The sequence below is a fragment of the Blautia sp. LMAG:36 genome (assembly GCF_008680535.1).
GTDB lineage: Bacteria > Bacillota > Clostridia > Lachnospirales > Lachnospiraceae > Blautia_A > Blautia_A fusiformis.
In genome coordinates this window covers 267501-284708 of the sequence record NZ_NALB01000007.1, presented here as the reverse complement: position 1 = coordinate 284708, position 17208 = coordinate 267501, and the positions used below count along the sequence as shown (strand labels likewise).

12 protein-coding genes and 1 tRNA gene are annotated in these 17208 nt (G+C 47.4%); 12 read left to right on the top strand and 1 reads right to left on the bottom strand.

What is annotated here, in order from left to right; genetic code table 11:
* The first annotated feature begins 89 nt into the window (after positions 1-89).
* The 10 genes from yajC to CCC17_RS15220 all read left to right on the top strand — a co-directional run bounded on the left by yajC (position 90) and on the right by CCC17_RS15220 (position 12271).
* A complete protein-coding gene (gene yajC / locus CCC17_RS10775) occupies positions 90-404 on the top strand; it encodes a preprotein translocase subunit YajC (RefSeq protein WP_015527154.1) in 315 nt (104 codons plus the stop codon).
* Positions 405-1084: 680 nt separating this feature from the next.
* Positions 1085-2440: an SPFH domain-containing protein gene (locus CCC17_RS10770; protein ID WP_173761274.1), complete on the top strand. Its 1356-nt coding sequence runs from the start codon at positions 1085-1087 to the stop codon at positions 2438-2440.
* Positions 2441-2524: 84 nt separating this feature from the next.
* The gene (locus tag CCC17_RS10765; RefSeq protein WP_022426084.1) at positions 2525-3610 is read left to right on the top strand and encodes a hypothetical protein; all 1086 of its coding nucleotides are present in this window, start codon (positions 2525-2527) and stop codon (positions 3608-3610) included.
* Between the two features lie 13 nt (positions 3611-3623).
* A complete protein-coding gene (locus tag CCC17_RS10760) occupies positions 3624-4424 on the top strand; it encodes a TPM domain-containing protein (protein WP_021651410.1) in 801 nt (266 codons plus the stop codon).
* 266 nt (positions 4425-4690) lie between these two features.
* On the top strand, positions 4691-5776 hold the full coding sequence (gene leuB / locus CCC17_RS10755; protein WP_173746050.1) for a 3-isopropylmalate dehydrogenase: 1086 nt from the start codon (positions 4691-4693) through the stop codon (positions 5774-5776).
* Between the two features lie 119 nt (positions 5777-5895).
* Positions 5896-7569, top strand: a complete 1674-nt coding sequence (ilvD, locus tag CCC17_RS10750; RefSeq protein ID WP_092068317.1) for a dihydroxy-acid dehydratase — start codon at positions 5896-5898, stop codon at positions 7567-7569.
* 15 nt (positions 7570-7584) lie between these two features.
* Positions 7585-9267, top strand: a complete 1683-nt coding sequence (ilvB, locus tag CCC17_RS10745; protein ID WP_092068314.1) for a biosynthetic-type acetolactate synthase large subunit — start codon at positions 7585-7587, stop codon at positions 9265-9267.
* A complete protein-coding gene (gene serC / locus CCC17_RS10740) occupies positions 9260-10342 on the top strand; it encodes a 3-phosphoserine/phosphohydroxythreonine transaminase (protein ID WP_015527147.1) in 1083 nt (360 codons plus the stop codon). The genes ilvB and serC overlap by 8 nt, the downstream gene beginning before the upstream one ends.
* Entirely contained in the window at positions 10342-11505 is a 1164-nt protein-coding gene (locus tag CCC17_RS10735) for a phosphoglycerate dehydrogenase (protein ID WP_021651414.1), read from the top strand. Before serC ends, CCC17_RS10735 begins: the two co-directional genes overlap by 1 nt.
* Positions 11506-12025: 520 nt before the next feature.
* The gene (locus CCC17_RS15220; RefSeq protein ID WP_370816449.1) at positions 12026-12271 is read left to right on the top strand and encodes a pentapeptide repeat-containing protein; all 246 of its coding nucleotides are present in this window, start codon (positions 12026-12028) and stop codon (positions 12269-12271) included.
* A 183-nt stretch (positions 12272-12454) separates the two neighbouring features.
* Here CCC17_RS15220 and CCC17_RS10730 read toward each other — a convergent pair whose 3' ends face one another.
* Positions 12455-13426 (bottom strand): carbohydrate kinase family protein, encoded by a 972-nt coding sequence (locus tag CCC17_RS10730; protein ID WP_022427213.1) that lies wholly within the window; start codon positions 13424-13426, stop codon positions 12455-12457.
* Positions 13427-13641: 215 nt separating this feature from the next.
* Between CCC17_RS10730 and glgB the strand changes: the two genes are divergently transcribed.
* Positions 13642-15915 (top strand): 1,4-alpha-glucan branching enzyme, encoded by a 2274-nt coding sequence (gene glgB / locus CCC17_RS10725; RefSeq protein ID WP_287083074.1) that lies wholly within the window; start codon positions 13642-13644, stop codon positions 15913-15915.
* Between the two features lie 124 nt (positions 15916-16039).
* Positions 16040-16112: transfer RNA gene (locus tag CCC17_RS10720), tRNA-Thr, on the top strand.
* Positions 16113-17208 lie beyond the last annotated feature (1096 nt).

The window sequence follows — 17208 nt, the reverse complement described above, 5'->3', positions numbered from 1 at the left end:
TTGTGTATGATAGTACGAAGTGACACTTTTAGAGGTCAGTAACGGCGGGGGTACCGCAGATTATTTGTTTTTAGCAGGAGGAATTTGAAATGATCGCATCATCTACAGCGGCAGCTGGCGGACTTAGCGCGGGTCTTGGTATTGTCTGGATCGTAGTTCTGTTTGGAATTATGTATTTTATGATGATCCGTCCGCAGAAGAAGGAGCAGAAGAGAACTCAGACTATGTTGAACAGCATGGAGGTTGGTGACAGTGTTGTTACTACCAGTGGTTTTTATGGTGTTGTTATTGATATGACTGAGGAAGATGTTATTGTTGAGTTTGGTAATAATAAGAATTGCCGTATTCCTATGAGGAAGCAGGCGATTGCTGAGGTTGAGAAGGCTGATCAGGCTTCTGCTTGATGCTTTTTTCGCAATAACTTGAATATGAGAGAGGCACTGCGTTTTTTTGTGACGTGGTGTCTTTTTTTGTGTGGACGAAGGGACGCCGGGGAAGGGGATGCTGGCTGGTCTGCGGCTTCGTCAGGGGCTGGCTTCTAGGACGCCGGAAATCTGCTAAAAGCGTTTTTAAAAAGTCCGAACTCGCGGCCTGCTGCCGCTCAGACAGCGGACTTTTGAAAAACAACGCAGATTCCCGCCGTCCAAGAATCAGCTCCCCTCCTGCAGAAGCAGAGCCATCCAGCATCCCCTGCCCCGGCTGGTGCTTCCGGTGAGAAATAGTGTCGTTTGACGGTTGGTTGTGGGTCGTCAGCGCTGCGCTGGACGACTGCAATGGCTGAGTTTGTGTTGGGTTGGGGGGACGGCTGAGGCGCTGCGCTGTCAGCCTGGGGTTGCGGATGTGCTGGGATTGCGGATGTAATGGGATTGCGGATGTGCTGGGATTGCGGATGTGTTGAGATTGCGGATGTGCTGGGAGTGTGGATGTGATGGGAATATGACAATTGTAATATTGTATAGAAATAAGTGGATTTTTGGTAAAATTCGTGTAATAATGATGTTACTATCAGAAATGAGAGTGACGATAGCTTTGGAATATCGTAAAATTGTAAATAAGAATGAATTTTCAGAAAGGGGTTGGATTTATGGGTCTTATCAGAGCGGCTGTGGGTGCAGCGGGTGGTACGTTGGCGGATCAGTGGAAGGAGTTTTTTTACTGTGAGGCTATGGATAAAGAAGTGATGGTTGTGAAGGGGACGAAGAGGTCTTCTTCCAGGTCTTCCAATAAGCATGGGAGTGATAATATCATTTCCAGCGGCAGCGGGATCGCTGTGGCGGATGGTCAGTGTATGATGATTGTGGAGCAGGGAAAGGTTGTTGAGGTTTGTGCGGATCCGGGAGAGTATACGTATGATGCTTCTACGGAGCCGAGTATTTTTTCAGGTAGTCTGGGTGACGGAATCAGGAAGACCTTTGATACGATCGGGAAGAGGTTTGCTTTTGGCGGTGATACGGGTAAGGATCAGAGGGTGTATTATTTTAATACCAAGGAGCTTGTGGATAACAAGTTTGGTACTGCTAATCCGATCCCGTTCCGGGTTGTGGATTCCAGGATCGGGCTGGATGTGGATGTGGCTGTGAGGTGTCATGGTGTTTATTCCTACAGGATCGCGGATCCCCTTCTTTTTTATACGAATGTGTGTGGAAATGTGGAGCGGGAGTATACTAGAGAGGAGCTGGACGGACAGCTGAAGGCGGAGTTTATCAGTGCGCTGCAGCCTGCTTTCGGAAGGCTTTCGGAGCTGGAGATGCGTCCGAATCAGATCGTGACTCATAATACGGAGCTGGAGAATGCCATGAATGAGGTGCTTTCTGCCAAGTGGGAGGAGCTTCGTGGGCTTAAGGTGGTCAGTGTGGCACTTGGTTCTGTGACATTGCCGGATGAGGATGCCGAGATGATCAAGCAGGCTCAGCGTACGGCTATGATGCGTGATCCTGCTATGGCTGCGGCTACTTTGACCGGGGCCCAGGCGGATGCTATGAAGGCTGCGGCTTCTAATTCAGCAGGGGCTATGACTGGTTTTATGGGCATGGGTATGGCTGCTAATGCAGGTGGTCTGAATGCGCAGCAGTTGTTTGAGATGGGCCAGAAGCAGCAGGCGCAGCAGCAGAGTGTACAGAAGCAGGCAGCGCAGCCGGTTTCGCCGGCAGGGAACGGAGCAGGGGCTGCGGCTGGTTCCTGGACCTGCAGCTGTGGTGCGGTTTCTTCGGGGAAATTCTGTCCGGAGTGTGGTGCATCGCGTCCGGTGGAGGACAGCTGGACCTGTTCCTGCGGTACGGTGAATAAAGGAAAGTTCTGTATGAACTGCGGAGCGAAGAAGCCGGAGAAGAAGATGCAGTATCGTTGCAGCAGGTGCGGATGGGAACCGGCAGATCCGGAGAATCCACCGAAATTCTGCCCGGAGTGCGGTGATCCGTTCGGACCGGAGGATGCAGTATAGATCAGAAAGAGAGATGGTCAGGAGCAAAATGCAGGGTAACTCCTGCCGGTTGTTGGATACAGAATGATGAAGTGAGGTGAATATATGGCGAAGATGCAGGAGTTTAAGTGTCCGTGCTGTGGTGGCTCCATAGAGTTTGATAGTTCTGTGCAGAAGATGAAGTGTCCGTTTTGTGATACGGAGTTTGATGTTGGTACGTTATCGGAATATGCCCAGACTGTGGAGGAAGAGCAGCCTGAGGATATGAGCTGGTCGGATGAGGCCGGCAGTGAGTGGCAGGACGGGGAGAGTGAGGGGCTGCGTACCTATGTGTGCAAGTCCTGTGGCGGTGAGATCGTGGGAGATGCCAATACGGCAGCAACGGCCTGCCCGTTTTGCGGAAGTCCGGTGGTAATGACCGGGCAGCTGTCCGGTGCACTGAAGCCGGATTATGTGATCCCGTTTAAGCTGGACAAGAAAGCGGCAAAGGAGAGGCTGAAAAAGCATCTTACCGGTAAGCGGCTTCTGCCGAAAGCATTTAAGTCAGAGAATCATATCAGCGAGGTTAAGGGCATCTACGTTCCGTTTTGGCTGTATGACACAGACGCAGACGCAGATATCCGTTACCGTGCAACAAAGACCCGGTTCTGGAGCGATAGCGATTATGATTATACGGAGACCAGCTATTATGCAGTACACAGAAGTGGTTCTCTTGGTTTTGATCATGTACCGGTGGATGGCTCTGCCAGCATGGAAAATGATCTGATGGAGTCTATAGAGCCTTTTGATTTCAAAGAAGCGGTGGATTTTCAGACTGCGTATCTGGCTGGATATTTTGCAGATAAATATGATGTGACAGCCAGCGAGTGTGAGGAACGTGCCAATGAGCGTATCCGCCGCAGCACAGAGGCTGCATTCCGGGATACGGTGAGAGGATACGCCAGTGTGGTACCGGAGAATACCAGTATCCGGCTTCATAATGGGACAACGAAATATGCGCTATATCCCGTATGGATCCTGCAGACGAAGTGGAAGGGGGATAATTACATATTTGCCATGAATGGTCAGACAGGGAAATTTGTGGGAAATCTGCCTACAGACAAGAACGCTTTTGCACGATGGTTCCTAGGAACAACGGGGGTCGTGGGTGTGATCACTTATATTATCCTGTATCTGATCTGGGCTTTGTAGGGAGGTGGATGCCATGAAAAAAAGAATATCTGTATTTTTGATATCGATCCTTTTGTGTCTGGCATGTGCTTTTCCAGTATGGGCAGGCACCGTAAGCCGTCTGGATGACCAGGCGGGACTTCTGGATGCAGAGCAGCAGGAGAGTCTGAGCAGTACTCTGGATGAGATCAGTGAGCGGGATCAGGTAGATGTTGTGGTCGTTACCGTTAACAGTCTTGAGGGAAAAACAGCCCAGGCGTATGCGGAGGATTATTTTATTGACCATGGATATGGACAGGGGGAAAATGGTGACGGTATTTTATTCCTGTTGGATATGGGAGACCGTAACTGGGCCATTGCAACACACGGATATGCGATAGAAGTGTTTACGGATGCCGGACAGTCCTACATCATGGATCAGGTGAAGCCTTATTTAAGTGACGGTGATTATAACGAAGCGTTTCATAAGTTTGCCACGGAATGCGATGATTTTATCACGCAGGCAGATGAGGCAGAGCCATACGATGTGGAAAACCTTCCGGATGAGCCTTTTGCGGTTGGGATAAACCTGCTGATCGCTCTTGCTGTGGGGCTTGTGGCAGGATTACTGGTGACCGGAAATATGAGAAGAAAGCTGAAAACTGTGCGAAAACAGGATCGGGCGGCTTCTTATGTGCGGCAGGGCAGTATGAATGTGACCAGAAGTAATGATTTTTACCTCTACAGTACGGTATCAAAATCCGCAAAACCGAAAAATGAGGATAATAACGGTGGTTCCAGCACCCATACCTCATCTTCCGGTGATACCTTCGGTGGTTCCAGCGGAAAATTCTGAGAAGATCATCAGGAAAAACAGAATATGATAAAAAAAGAAAGACTGCTGTACCGGAATGGTAGGGCAGTTTTTCTTTTTTCTGTGTGCGAAAGTATGTCTCTGTGGCGGCAGAAACAGGGAATTGCCGTTTATTTTTTGCATTCCGGAAATAACTTTATCTATTTAATAGGTTGAAATCCGTCGAAAAGTGCGTTATGATAATAACAATTATCCACACCAGTGCGTTAAAATTTTACAGCACAGGGGAAATCGGAGGAGTGAATAAAATGGAGTACAAGATTGCCCTGATTCCGGGAGACGGAATCGGTCCGGAGATTGTTGCCGAGGCCAAAAAAGTTTTAGACAGAGTATGTGAGAAATACAGTCATAAATTTTCATACACAGAGGTTCTTTTAGGAGGGGCATCCATTGATGCTCACGGAGTACCTCTTACAGAGGAAGCCATTGCCCAGGCAAAAGCTTCTGATGCAGTACTGATGGGTTCCATTGGCGGCGATGCCAAGACATCCCCGTGGTACAAGCTGGAGCCGTCCAAACGCCCGGAGGCAGGTCTTCTTGCGATACGTAAGGCGCTGAACCTGTTTGCAAACCTTCGTCCGGCTTATCTTTACAATGAGCTTCGTGATGCCTGCCCGCTCCGTGATGAGATCATCGGAGATGGTTTTGACATGATCATCGTAAGAGAGCTTACAGGAGGTCTTTATTTCGGAGCAAGAAAGACTACTGAGGAGAACGGAGTCCGCACAGCAGTAGATACTCTTTCTTATAATGAGAATGAGATCCGCCGTATTGCCATTAAGGCATTTGAGATCGCACGTAAGAGAAGAAATAAGGTTACAAGTGTAGATAAAGCCAATGTTCTTGATTCTTCCAGACTCTGGAGAAGTGTAGTAGAGGATGTGGCAAAGGACTATCCGGATGTAACACTGGAGCATATGCTGGTTGATAACTGTGCAATGCAGCTGGTACGTGATCCGAAGCAGTTTGATGTTATCCTTACAGAAAACATGTTCGGAGATATCCTCTCTGATGAGGCAAGTATGGTGACCGGTTCTATCGGAATGCTTTCCTCCGCAAGCTTAAATGAGACAAAGCTTGGTCTCTATGAGCCGAGCCATGGTTCTGCACCGGATATCGCAGGCCAGAACAAGGCAAACCCCATCGCAACCATTCTTTCCGCTGCTATGATGCTGAGATATTCTCTGGATCTTGATAAAGAAGCAGATGCTGTGGAAACAGCAGTACAGAAGGTTCTTACAGAGGGTTACAGAACAGGAGATATCATGTCTGACGGATGCAAGCTTGTCGGAACCAAAGAGATGGGCAATCTGATCGCAGATGCCATTGCATAAATAAAGCGGGACAGAGAGAAGAAAACGAAACAGAACAGAAAAAACCGGTACCTGGAAGAGGAAGTCTATAAACAGATACCGGATCCTATCGTAAAGAATAAAAAGGAGAGACCTTAAAAATGAAAAGTGATACCGTAAGAAAAGGCACACAGCAGGCACCACATCGTTCCCTGTTCAATGCCCTTGGAATGACAAAGGAAGAAATGGACAAACCACTGGTAGGAATCGTAAGTTCTTATAACGAGATCGTACCGGGACATATGAACCTTGACAAAATTGTAAATGCTGTAAAGCTCGGCGTTGCAATGGCTGGCGGCACACCGGTTGTATTTCCGGCGATCGCAGTATGTGACGGAATCGCAATGGGACACGTTGGAATGAAATATTCCCTTGTAACACGTGACCTGATCGCAGATTCCACAGAGGCCATGGCACTGGCTCATCAGTTCGATGCTCTGGTCATGGTTCCCAACTGTGACAAAAACGTACCTGGCCTTCTGATGGCAGCGGCAAGGATCAACGTTCCTACTGTATTCGTAAGCGGCGGTCCGATGCTTGCCGGCCATGTAAAAGGACACAAAACCAGTCTTTCCAGTATGTTTGAGGCAGTAGGATCCTATGCAGCAGGAACCATCACAGCAGATGATCTGGAAGAATTCGAGAACAAAACCTGCCCGACCTGCGGATCATGTTCCGGTATGTACACTGCGAACAGCATGAACTGCCTGACAGAGGTTCTCGGTATGGGACTGAAAGGAAACGGTACCATCCCGGCAGTATACTCTGAACGTATCCGTCTTGCAAAGCATGCAGGAATGCAGGTAATGGAAATGTACAGAAGGAACATCCGCCCAAGAGACATTATGACAAAAGAGGCAGTTTTAAATGCACTTACAGTAGATATGGCACTTGGATGCTCCACAAACAGTATGCTTCATCTTCCGGCTATCGCACATGAAATCGGAATGGATTTTGATATCAGCTTTGCAAATGAGATCAGTGAGAAGACCCCGAACCTTTGCCACCTTGCACCGGCAGGCCCGACCTACATGGAAGATCTTAATGAGGCCGGTGGTGTCTATGCGGTCATGAATGAGCTGAACAAGCTGGGACTTCTCCATACAGAGTGTATGACAGTAACCGGAAAAACAGTAGGTGAGAATATCAAAAACTGTGTAAACCTGAATCCGGAGGTTATCCGCCCGATCGACAATCCGTATACAAAGACAGGCGGACTTGCCGTACTGAAAGGAAACCTTGCACCGGATGGTGGTGTTGTAAAACGTTCTGCTGTTGTACCGGAGATGCTGGTACATGAGGGTCCTGCACGTGTATTTGACAGCGAGGATGACGCAATTGTTGCCATCAAGAGCGGTAAGATCGTAGAGGGGGATGTTGTGGTTATCCGCTATGAGGGACCAAAGGGTGGCCCTGGAATGAGAGAGATGCTGAACCCTACATCTGCCATCGTGGGAATGGGACTTGGTTCTTCCGTAGCCCTGATCACCGACGGACGTTTCAGCGGTGCATCTAGAGGAGCCGCTATCGGACACGTATCACCGGAGGCAGCAGTAGGCGGCCCGATCGCACTGGTTGAGGAAGGCGATATCATCAGCATCAATATTCCGGAGCTGAAACTGGAGATCAAGGTTTCAGATGAAGAGATGCAGGCTAGAAGAGAAAAATGGCAGCCAAGAGAGCCGAAGGTGACAACCGGATATCTGGCAAGATACGCTTCCATGGTAACATCCGGAAACCGTGGTGCGATCCTGGAAGTACCGAAAGCAAAATAAGGAGGAACGAAAGATATGCAGCTTACAGGTGCAGAGATCATCGTAGAATGTCTGAAGGAACAGGGCGTTGATACCGTATTTGGATATCCGGGCGGCGCGATCCTGAATGTTTACGATGCCTTATATGAATACAAAGATGAGATCACACATGTACTGACCTCCCACGAGCAGGGTGCATCCCATGCTGCTGACGGTTATGCAAGAGCGACCGGAAAGGTAGGTGTCTGCCTGGCAACCTCCGGTCCAGGAGCAACTAACCTGGTAACAGGGATCGCGACTGCATACATGGATTCCGTACCGATGGTAGCCATTACTGCAAACGTAGGAAGACCACTCCTGGGAAGAGATTCTTTCCAGGAGGTTGATATCGCAGGTATCGTAATGCCTGTAACAAAATACAGTTTCATCGTAAAGAATATCGAAGATCTTGCAGATACGTTAAGAAGAGCATTTTATATTGCAAAAAGCGGAAGACCCGGCCCGGTGCTTGTGGATGTCCCGAAGGATATCACAGGAATGAAATATGAATATGAGCCATGCCATCCGGCTATGGTTAACCGTGAGATCAAAAGTATCCGTAAAGAAGATATTGATCAGGCACTGGAAATGATCAGAGAGGCAGAGAAACCGTTTATTTTTGTTGGCGGCGGATGTGTGATCTCCGGTGCTGACCAGGAAGTACGTGAGCTGGCTCGCAGGATCCAGGCTCCTGTCTGCGATACTCTGATGGGCAAGGGTACCTTCCCGGGAGAAGATCCTCTCTATACAGGTATGGTAGGTATGCACGGAACCAAGACTTCCGATCTTGGCGTAACAGAGTGCGATCTTCTTATTGTTCTCGGTGCACGCTTCAGTGACCGTGTAACAGGAAATACCAAAACTTTTGCACATAATGCAAAAATCCTTCAGATCGATGTGGATGCTGCGGAGATCAATAAAAATATCAAAGTGGATGCCAGTGTGATCGGTGATGTGAAGGAAGTGCTGAAACGCCTTCTGGAGGAAATTCCGAAGAAAGAACATCCGGAGTGGATCGCACATATCCAGGAATTGAAATCAAAATATCCGCTGAATTATGATCACACACAGCTTACAGGTCCGTATATTATAGAGAAACTTTATGAGTTGACCAACGGTGATGCGATCATCTCCACAGATGTTGGACAGCATCAGATGTGGGCGGCGCAGTATTATAAATACAAAGAGCCGAGAACTCTTCTTACTTCCGGCGGCCTTGGAACCATGGGCTACGGCCTTGGCGCTGCAATTGGCGCGAAGATGGGCAGACCGGAAAAAACAGTTGTAAATATAGCAGGTGACGGATGCTTCCGTATGAATATGAATGAGCTGGCAACAGCTGCACGCTGTGGCAGACAGCTGATCCAGATTGTTATGAACAATCATGTACTGGGAATGGTGCGTCAGTGGCAGACGCTTTTCTATGGAAAGAGGTACTCTTCCACAGTACTGGATGACGCCGTTGATTTTGTGAAATTATCAGAGGCGCTGGGTGCAAAAGCCATTCGTGTGACAAAGATGGAGGATGTGGAGCCTGCACTTAAGATGGCACTGGCAGCAGAGGGACCTGTCGTTCTGGATTGCTGGATCGATCAGGATCTGAGTGTGTTCCCGATGGTACCGGCTGGTGCGAACCTTGATGATGTATTTGACGAGGAGGATATGAAGAAACATGAGTAGAGTGTATAATTTTTCTGCCGGACCGGCAGTGCTTCCAGAGGAAGTACTCAAAGAAGTAGCGGATGAGATGATGGATTATAACGGCACAGGAATGTCTGTTATGGAAATGAGCCACAGAAGTGCAGCTTTTCAGGAGATCATTGATACTGCAGAGAAAGATCTTCGCGAGCTTATGAACATTCCGGATAACTACAAGGTACTTTTCCTTCAGGGAGGAGCATCCCAGCAGTTTGCCATGATCCCGATGAACCTCATGAAAAACAAGGTCGCAGATTATATCGTAACAGGACAGTGGGCAAAAAAAGCTTATCAGGAAGCTCAGAAATACGGAAAAGCAAACAAGATCGCATCTTCTGAAGATAAAACCTTCAGCTATATCCCGGACTGCAGTGATTTGCCGATCAGCCCGGATGCAGACTACGTATACATCTGTGAGAACAACACCATTTACGGCACAAAATTCAAAAAACTTCCAAACACAAAAGGTAAGACTCTGGTAGCAGATGTATCCTCCTGTTTCCTGTCTGAGCCGGTGGATGTAAGCAAATATGGTATTATTTATGGCGGTGTTCAGAAGAACATCGGACCGGCAGGCATGGTTATCGTGATCATCCGTGAGGACCTGATCACAGAGGATGTTCTTCCGGGAACCCCAACCATGCTTACTTATAAGACACATGCAGACGCAGGCTCTCTTTACAATACGCCGAATGCTTACTGCATCTATGTATGCGGAAAAGTATTCAAATGGCTGAAGAAGATGGGCGGCCTGGAAGTGATGAAGCAGCGCAATGAGGAAAAAGCAAAAATCCTTTATGATTACCTGGATTCCAGCAAGCTGTTCAAAGGAACTGTAGTTCCGGAAGACAGATCCCTTATGAATGTACCGTTCGTAACCGGTGACAAGGAAATGGATGCCAAGTTTGTTAAAGAGGCAACTGAAGCAGGACTTGTAAACCTGAAAGGACACCGTACTGTTGGCGGAATGCGTGCCAGCATCTACAATGCCATGCCAAAGGCCGGCGTAGAGGCACTGGTTGCATTCATGAAAAAATTCGAGGAGGAGAATGCATAATGTTCCAGTATCATTGCCTGAATCCGATCGCTGAAAAAGGTCTGAAACTTTTTGGCGATAATTATAAAAAAACAGAGACCGCTGACCAGTGTGACGCAATCCTTGTAAGAAGTGCAAAAATGCACGACATGGAGCTGCCGAAGAGCGTTTGCGCAGTTGCACGTGCAGGTGCAGGCGTCAATAATATTCCGGTTAAGGAGTATGCAGAGAAGGGCGTTGTTGTATTCAACACACCTGGAGCCAACGCAAACGGCGTAAAAGAGCTGGTACTTGCAGGTATGCTCCTTGCATCCAGAGATATCGTAGGAGGTATCGAGTGGGTTGCACAGGAGAAAGATAAAGAGCACATTGGCAAGCTTGCCGAGAAGCAGAAAAAACAGTTCGCAGGATGCGAGATCAGCGGCAAAAAGCTTGGTATCATCGGTCTTGGAGCCATCGGAGCCATGGTGGCAAACGCAGCATGCGGTCTTGGCATGGAAGTATATGGCTATGACCCATATCTTTCTATTGATGCAGCATGGAACCTGTCCAGAACCATCAAGCACAGCAAGAGCCTGGATGAGATCTACAGCCAGTGCGATTATATCACCATTCATGTGCCGCTTCTTGACAGCACTAAGAAGATGATCAACAAAGAAGCTTTTGATAAGATGAAGGACGGCGTAGTTCTTCTGAATTTTGCAAGAGATCTTCTTGTTGATGAGGATGCGCTGATCGAGGCTGTTGAGAGTGGCAAGGTTAAGAAGTATGTAACTGACTTTGCAAATGAGACAGTTGCAGGACGCGAGGGTATTCTGGTAACTCCGCATCTTGGTGCGTCTACAGAGGAATCTGAAGAGAACTGTGCAGAGATGGCTGTAAAAGAGATCCGTGATTACCTTGAGAATGGTAATATTAAGAATTCTGTGAATTATCCGAATTGTGATATGGGTACCTGTGTGGCTGTTGGAAGAATCTCTCTTGCGCACAGCAACACACCGAATATGATCAGTCAGGTTACCAAGATCCTTGGATCTGAGGGACTGAATATTGCGGATATGACGAATAAGAGTAAAGGGGAGTTTGCTTATACTCTTATTGATCTTGAGAGTGCGGCGTCTGCTAAGGCGTTGGATGAACTCAAGGAGATTGAGGGAATGTACAGGGTGCGTGTTGTTAAGTAAAGGAACAAGAGGTTAGAAATACTTTTTTTTAAATACTGTGTGGCGTTTGCTTTTTTGGCGAATGGTGCACAGTATTTTTTTTGAGGAAAAAAGGAAAACCGCAAAGGGGCCGCAAAGCCGCGGCCCCTCTGCACACCCCTCGGGCTTTTTTTAGGAGTGCTTGGTTGTGGAGGACGGGAGTTTGGTTGACTTGTGTCTGTATGCGACGGTGCTGGGAACGAAAGGTTGAGCCGATGGAGGAGAACGGCCTGACGGGGTTGTTGAGAGTGAAAAAGTCTTGAGGCCGTTATAGGTATGTGACGGTATTGGATGTGGAAGGTTGAGCCGAGAGTGAGGGTGGGAGGGCGTTGGTAGGTCTCGATGTGCGGGGCACATCTGCGGATTTTTTGGAATAATATAGAAGTGAATTTGAGCGGTAAATATATCAAATGCAGATATATCAAATGATCAAATTCAAATATATCAAATGATCAAATGTAAATATATCAAATTCAAATATATCAAATGATCAAATGTAAATATATCAAATGCAAATATATCAAATGCAAATATATCAAATGCAAATATATCAAATGCAAATATATCAAATGCAAATATATCAAATGCAAATATATCAAATGCAAATATATTAAATGCAAATATATTAAATGTAAATATATCAAATACAAATATAATGTGCAAATATAATATGCGTAATGATATTGGTTGTAAATTTTTATACGATAAGATATTAATAAAAATATATGATATAATAGGGAAAATATGAAGAATACACAACAATTGGCGGATAGGCGCGAAGCGTCGTTTCTGCGGTACGTGCCCGGAAAGAGGGGGTGCAGGGGGAGAAAAACGGGCTTTGTAACTTTGAGTGCTTTCTCCCCCTGCGGTGTTTTCTCAGCTTTTCAAAGCCAATAAACAAAAAAATAATTCAATAAAAGAAAAACATACACTACTTGCGGGAGGCAATGAAGTCAAGAACTTCATCTCTTTCAGGCATTACGCGGAGTGCTCCCTTCTTTGTTGTGATGAGAGAAGCTGCTGCATTTGCAAAAGTAAGCAGCTCTGCGAGATTTTCGTCAGTGAGATCCTCAAGACCGTGTTCCAGCACATAATTCAGGGTGCTTGCACAGAAGGTGTCTCCTGCACCGGTGGTTTCAATGGTTTTTTCCTGAAGGAAAGGAGCAGCCTCGACCTTCCGTCCGCGATAATAAGCGCGGCTTCCGTCTTTTCCCATTGTGATCAGCACAAGCGGGATATGATATTTTTCTTCGATAAGGGCAGCACCCTTATCATAATCTGTTGTGTCAAAAAGAAATTCCACTTCATTATCAGAAATCTTCAGTACATCACAGCGTTCCATGCCGTATTCGATCTCTTTGCGGGCATCGTTCAGATCCTTCCAGAGTGGAGGGCGTAAGTTCGGGTCAAAGGTGATGATGCATCCGGCTTCTTTTGCCACGTCAAGAGCATAGCGGGTTGCTTCACGGACACCCTCATGTGTGGAAGAAAGCGTGCCGAAATGGAAGATCCTGGAATTGCGGATCAGATCGGCATCTACCTCATCCTTTGTCAGCATCATATCTGCACCTGGATTACGGTAGAAAGAAAAATCACGGTCTCCGTCCGGGTAAGTATGTACAAAAGCAAGGGTAGTGTGAATTTCATCGTCCATGACAAGATTTCTGGTATCAATGCCGCATTCTTCTACGGCAGCCTTCAGCTGCTTGCCGAACATGTCGTTTCCGACCTTTCCGATAAATGCAGTTTTTTTGCCAAGACGGTTCAGCATGGCAAGAACGTTACAGGGAGCTCCGCCCGGGTTTGCCTCGAAAGTAGGGTTTCCTTGGGAACTGTCACCGTTTTCTGTGAAGTCGATCAGAAGCTCGCCGAGAGCTGTTACATCATACTGTCTGTTTTCCATTGATGATTCCTCCTGATAAGTTATTTGTTTCATATTCTGCTTCATATTATAATCGTTACACATGATTTTGGGAAGAACCAAATCGAATTATTTTCTGTTCTGTTACCGGTTACTTGTGGTGCTTTTTGCGAAGATTAGAACTGTTATCTTTATTTTTCTGTAAAATGGTGGTAAACTTAGTCTATAAAACAACAAATATGATGGAGGAGACGATTATGGCTGATAAAGCGTATGAATATATGGATTGGCCCCGGATCGAGGCGATCGTTTATGGGGAGGAGGCATCACCTCGTGATGTGATGCAGCCAAGGGTAACAGAGGATGGCGTTCTGATCCAGGGATTTTTTCCGGGAGCGGATGCTGCAGAGGTTGTTGTAGGGGAAAAGAGTTATCCGATGATCCTGGAAGATGAGGCTGGTTATTATGCTGTAATGCTTCCACTGAAAAGGATTCCGGAATATCGTTTCCGTGTGATAAGAGGAAGCAGGAAAGAGACTTTTTACGATGCGTATGAATGTCCATGCCAGATCACGGAAGAGGAGGAACGAGCTTTTTGTGCCGGCGTCTATTACAAGGCATATGAGAAGCTGGGAGCGCATCCGGGGACCTGTGGCGAGGTAGAAGGAACATATTTTGCTGTCTGGGCACCCAATGCAATCCGTGTCAGTGTGGTCGGTGATTTTGACAGGTGGGATGGAAGGCGTCTTCCGATGCATCGGATGCCAATGTCCGGAATTTTTGAGATTTTTGTTCCAGGTGTAGAGGCAGGGGCCTCTTACCAGTATGAGATCAAGATCAAAGGCGGCGATGTACAGCGGAAGTCTGATCCTTACGGAAATGGAACTCAGGGAGCGCCGTCTGTGATTTCTGTTGTAACAGAGCTGGGGGATTTTTTATGGCAGGATGAAGCGTGGATGAAGGAACGTGAAAGGTTTGCCAGCCGTGAAGTTCCGGTTTCTATTTATGAAACGGATGTAACAGAGTGGAAAAACAGTGGTGAACTGGTGGAGTTTCTGAAGGAAACCGGTTATACGCATGTAGAATTTCATCCGGTGATGGAGTATCTTGACCGAAGTTCAGGAGGATATTCTACGTCTGCGTATTATGCTGTGACTACCCGTTTTGGGACTGCGGCAGATTTCCGGACACTGGTGGAGGATCTTCATCAGGCAGGGATTGGCGTGATCCTGGACTGGACACCGGCTCAGTTTCCGCGGTTTGATGCAGGGCTTGAGAAATTTGACGGAACTCCTCTTTATGAAGTACAGGATCCGGCTATGGCCGTTCATCCGATGTGGGGCACCATGCTTTATAATTACGGAAGTCCTATGGTCAAAGATTTTCTTATTTCTAATGCGTTTTTCTGGCTGGATGAATTTCATGTGGACGGATTTCGGATGGATGATGTAGATGCGATGCTGTATCTGGATTTTGGAAGAGAGGCGGGACAGTGGACGGCTAATCTTTATAGTTCCAATGAGAATCTTCAGGCACTGGAGTTTCTGAAGCATCTGAATTCTATTGTGAAGAAGCAGTATCCGGGGATTCTTCTGATCGCACAGGAGGATGGTTTATGGCCGCAGCTTACAGACAGTGTGGAGAATGATCATCTGGGGTTTGACTATAAATGGAGTGGTGGCTGGACAAAGGATCTTCTTTCTTACCTGGAAGCAGAGCCTTTGGACAGACGAAATTATTATGATCAGCTGACGCTTTCCATGATGTATGCATATAGTGAGCATTATGTACTGACTCTGGGGAAGAGAGATGTGGGTACGTTAAAAGAGTTTCTGGAGAAGCTTCCGGGATCTTCAAGGCAAAAGGATGCTCAGCTGCGTGCTGCGTATGGCTATCTGATGCTTCATCCGGGTGTGAAGATGACTGCGCCGGATGGGGATGTGGGGCCGGAAATGAGGGTGTATCTGCATGATCTGAATGAACTTTACAGGAATCATCCGGCGTTGTATGCAATGGATGGTAATTCGGATGGGTTTGAGTGGATCCAGTTTACCAGCTATGATGAGAATGTGGTTGCGTTTCTTCGTAAGACGGAAAAGCAGGAAGAAACGATTCTTGCGGTGTGTAATTTTTCACCGGTATCTTATGACAGTTACCGGGTTGGTGTGCCTTTTGCGGGGAAATATAAGGAAATTTTCAACAGTGACAGTGAAAAGTTTGGCGGACAGGGTGTGGTGAACGCACGGGCGAAAGCGGCTGTTCATATGGAGTGTGATAACAGGGAGTTTTCTTTGAAGCTGAAGCTTCCGGCTTATGGTGTGGCGGTATTTGGGTGTACACCGGAGAAGGGGAATGTGAAGAAAAACTCTGTGAAGAAAGGAAATGTGAAAAAGACTGTGGGGAAAAGCAGGGGAAAGCGTATGGATAAAGCGAAAATGACGGTGGTTGAAAAATCTGTGGCTGTAAAGGATGCGGTAAAGGTTGTGAAACGGGTGGCTTCTCGCAGGAAGGGGGCTTCCGGGGATGAGTGATGGTTTGTGAATTAAATGGGAATATGGTTGGGGTGATTGGAGGGTAAGGATTTGAGTGGATTGTAGGAAAAAGTGCTTGCATTTTTTGTAAAATACGGTATAATATCAGTTGTGTTTAGCACAAGCTGGAATAGCTCAGTCGGTAGAGCACTTCACTCGTAATGAAGGGGTCGTGAGTTCGAGTCTCATTTCCAGCTTATATATGACTGATGGGAGTCCGGTGTCTTTGGAATATGAAGATGCCGGGCTTTTTTGGTGTGTATGGATGTGGTTGAGGGACGTCAGAGGAAGGTGGTATCGCTCGGTGGATGCAGTCGGGGATGCTTTTGAGGTTTTGTGAGAAGGATGGAGAGGGACGCCAGAGGAAGGTGACATTGCTCCGGGGGTGGATGCAAGCGGGGATGTTTTTGAGTTTTTGAGAGGTGGATGTGGTTGAGGGACGCCAGGGGAAGAAGGCATCGCTCCGGGAGTGGATGCAGTCGTGGATGTTTTTGAGGTTTTGAGAGGTGGATGTGGTTGAGGGACGCCAGAGGAAGGTGGCATCGCTCCGGGCAGGGACTCCATCGGGGGATACTACTAGGGCTCCGTGAGACGGCTAAAAGCATTGCGGCAGGGCCAGAACTCGCCTGCGGCTCAGACAGCAGACCCTGCCGCAATAACGCCGTCTCCCGCAGCCCAAGTAGTAATCACCCCTCCTCCGCAGCAGCCCGGCCCGATGCCACCTTCCTCTGGCTGACGCTTCCAGCCGACAGGAAAAAAACGGAGCATGGGACGGAAGCGGACTGGGCGTCCTGTCCTGAAATGTCAGACTGGTACAGAATATTCCTATAAGTATCGAAGAATACAGAAACGGGATCGTCACAGCGTATCACCATAAATATCGAAGAATACAGGAACTAGATTGGTACAGCGTATCACCATAAATATCGAAGAATACAGGGACCAGATCGGCCCAGCGTACCACTATAAGTACCGAAGAATCCCAGAACCAGATCGCAGATCGGCATAGCGTATCGCCATAAATATCGAAGAATACAGGGAACAGATCGGCACAACGTTCCATTCTGAGTACCGCAGCATACAGACAAAAGTCAACAACGCAGCACACACAACAACGCAGAACTCCTTCCGTGCCCAAGAGGGTGGGGGTGCAGGGGGAGGGCCTTCGGGCTACGGAACTCTGAGATGGCCTTCCCCCTGCATATTCCCGCATTGAAAATGCGACCGGCGTAGCGCCATCCAGCGAAGAGTCTTATTATAAAAAACAACACAATAAACAACAAGAAAGATAAT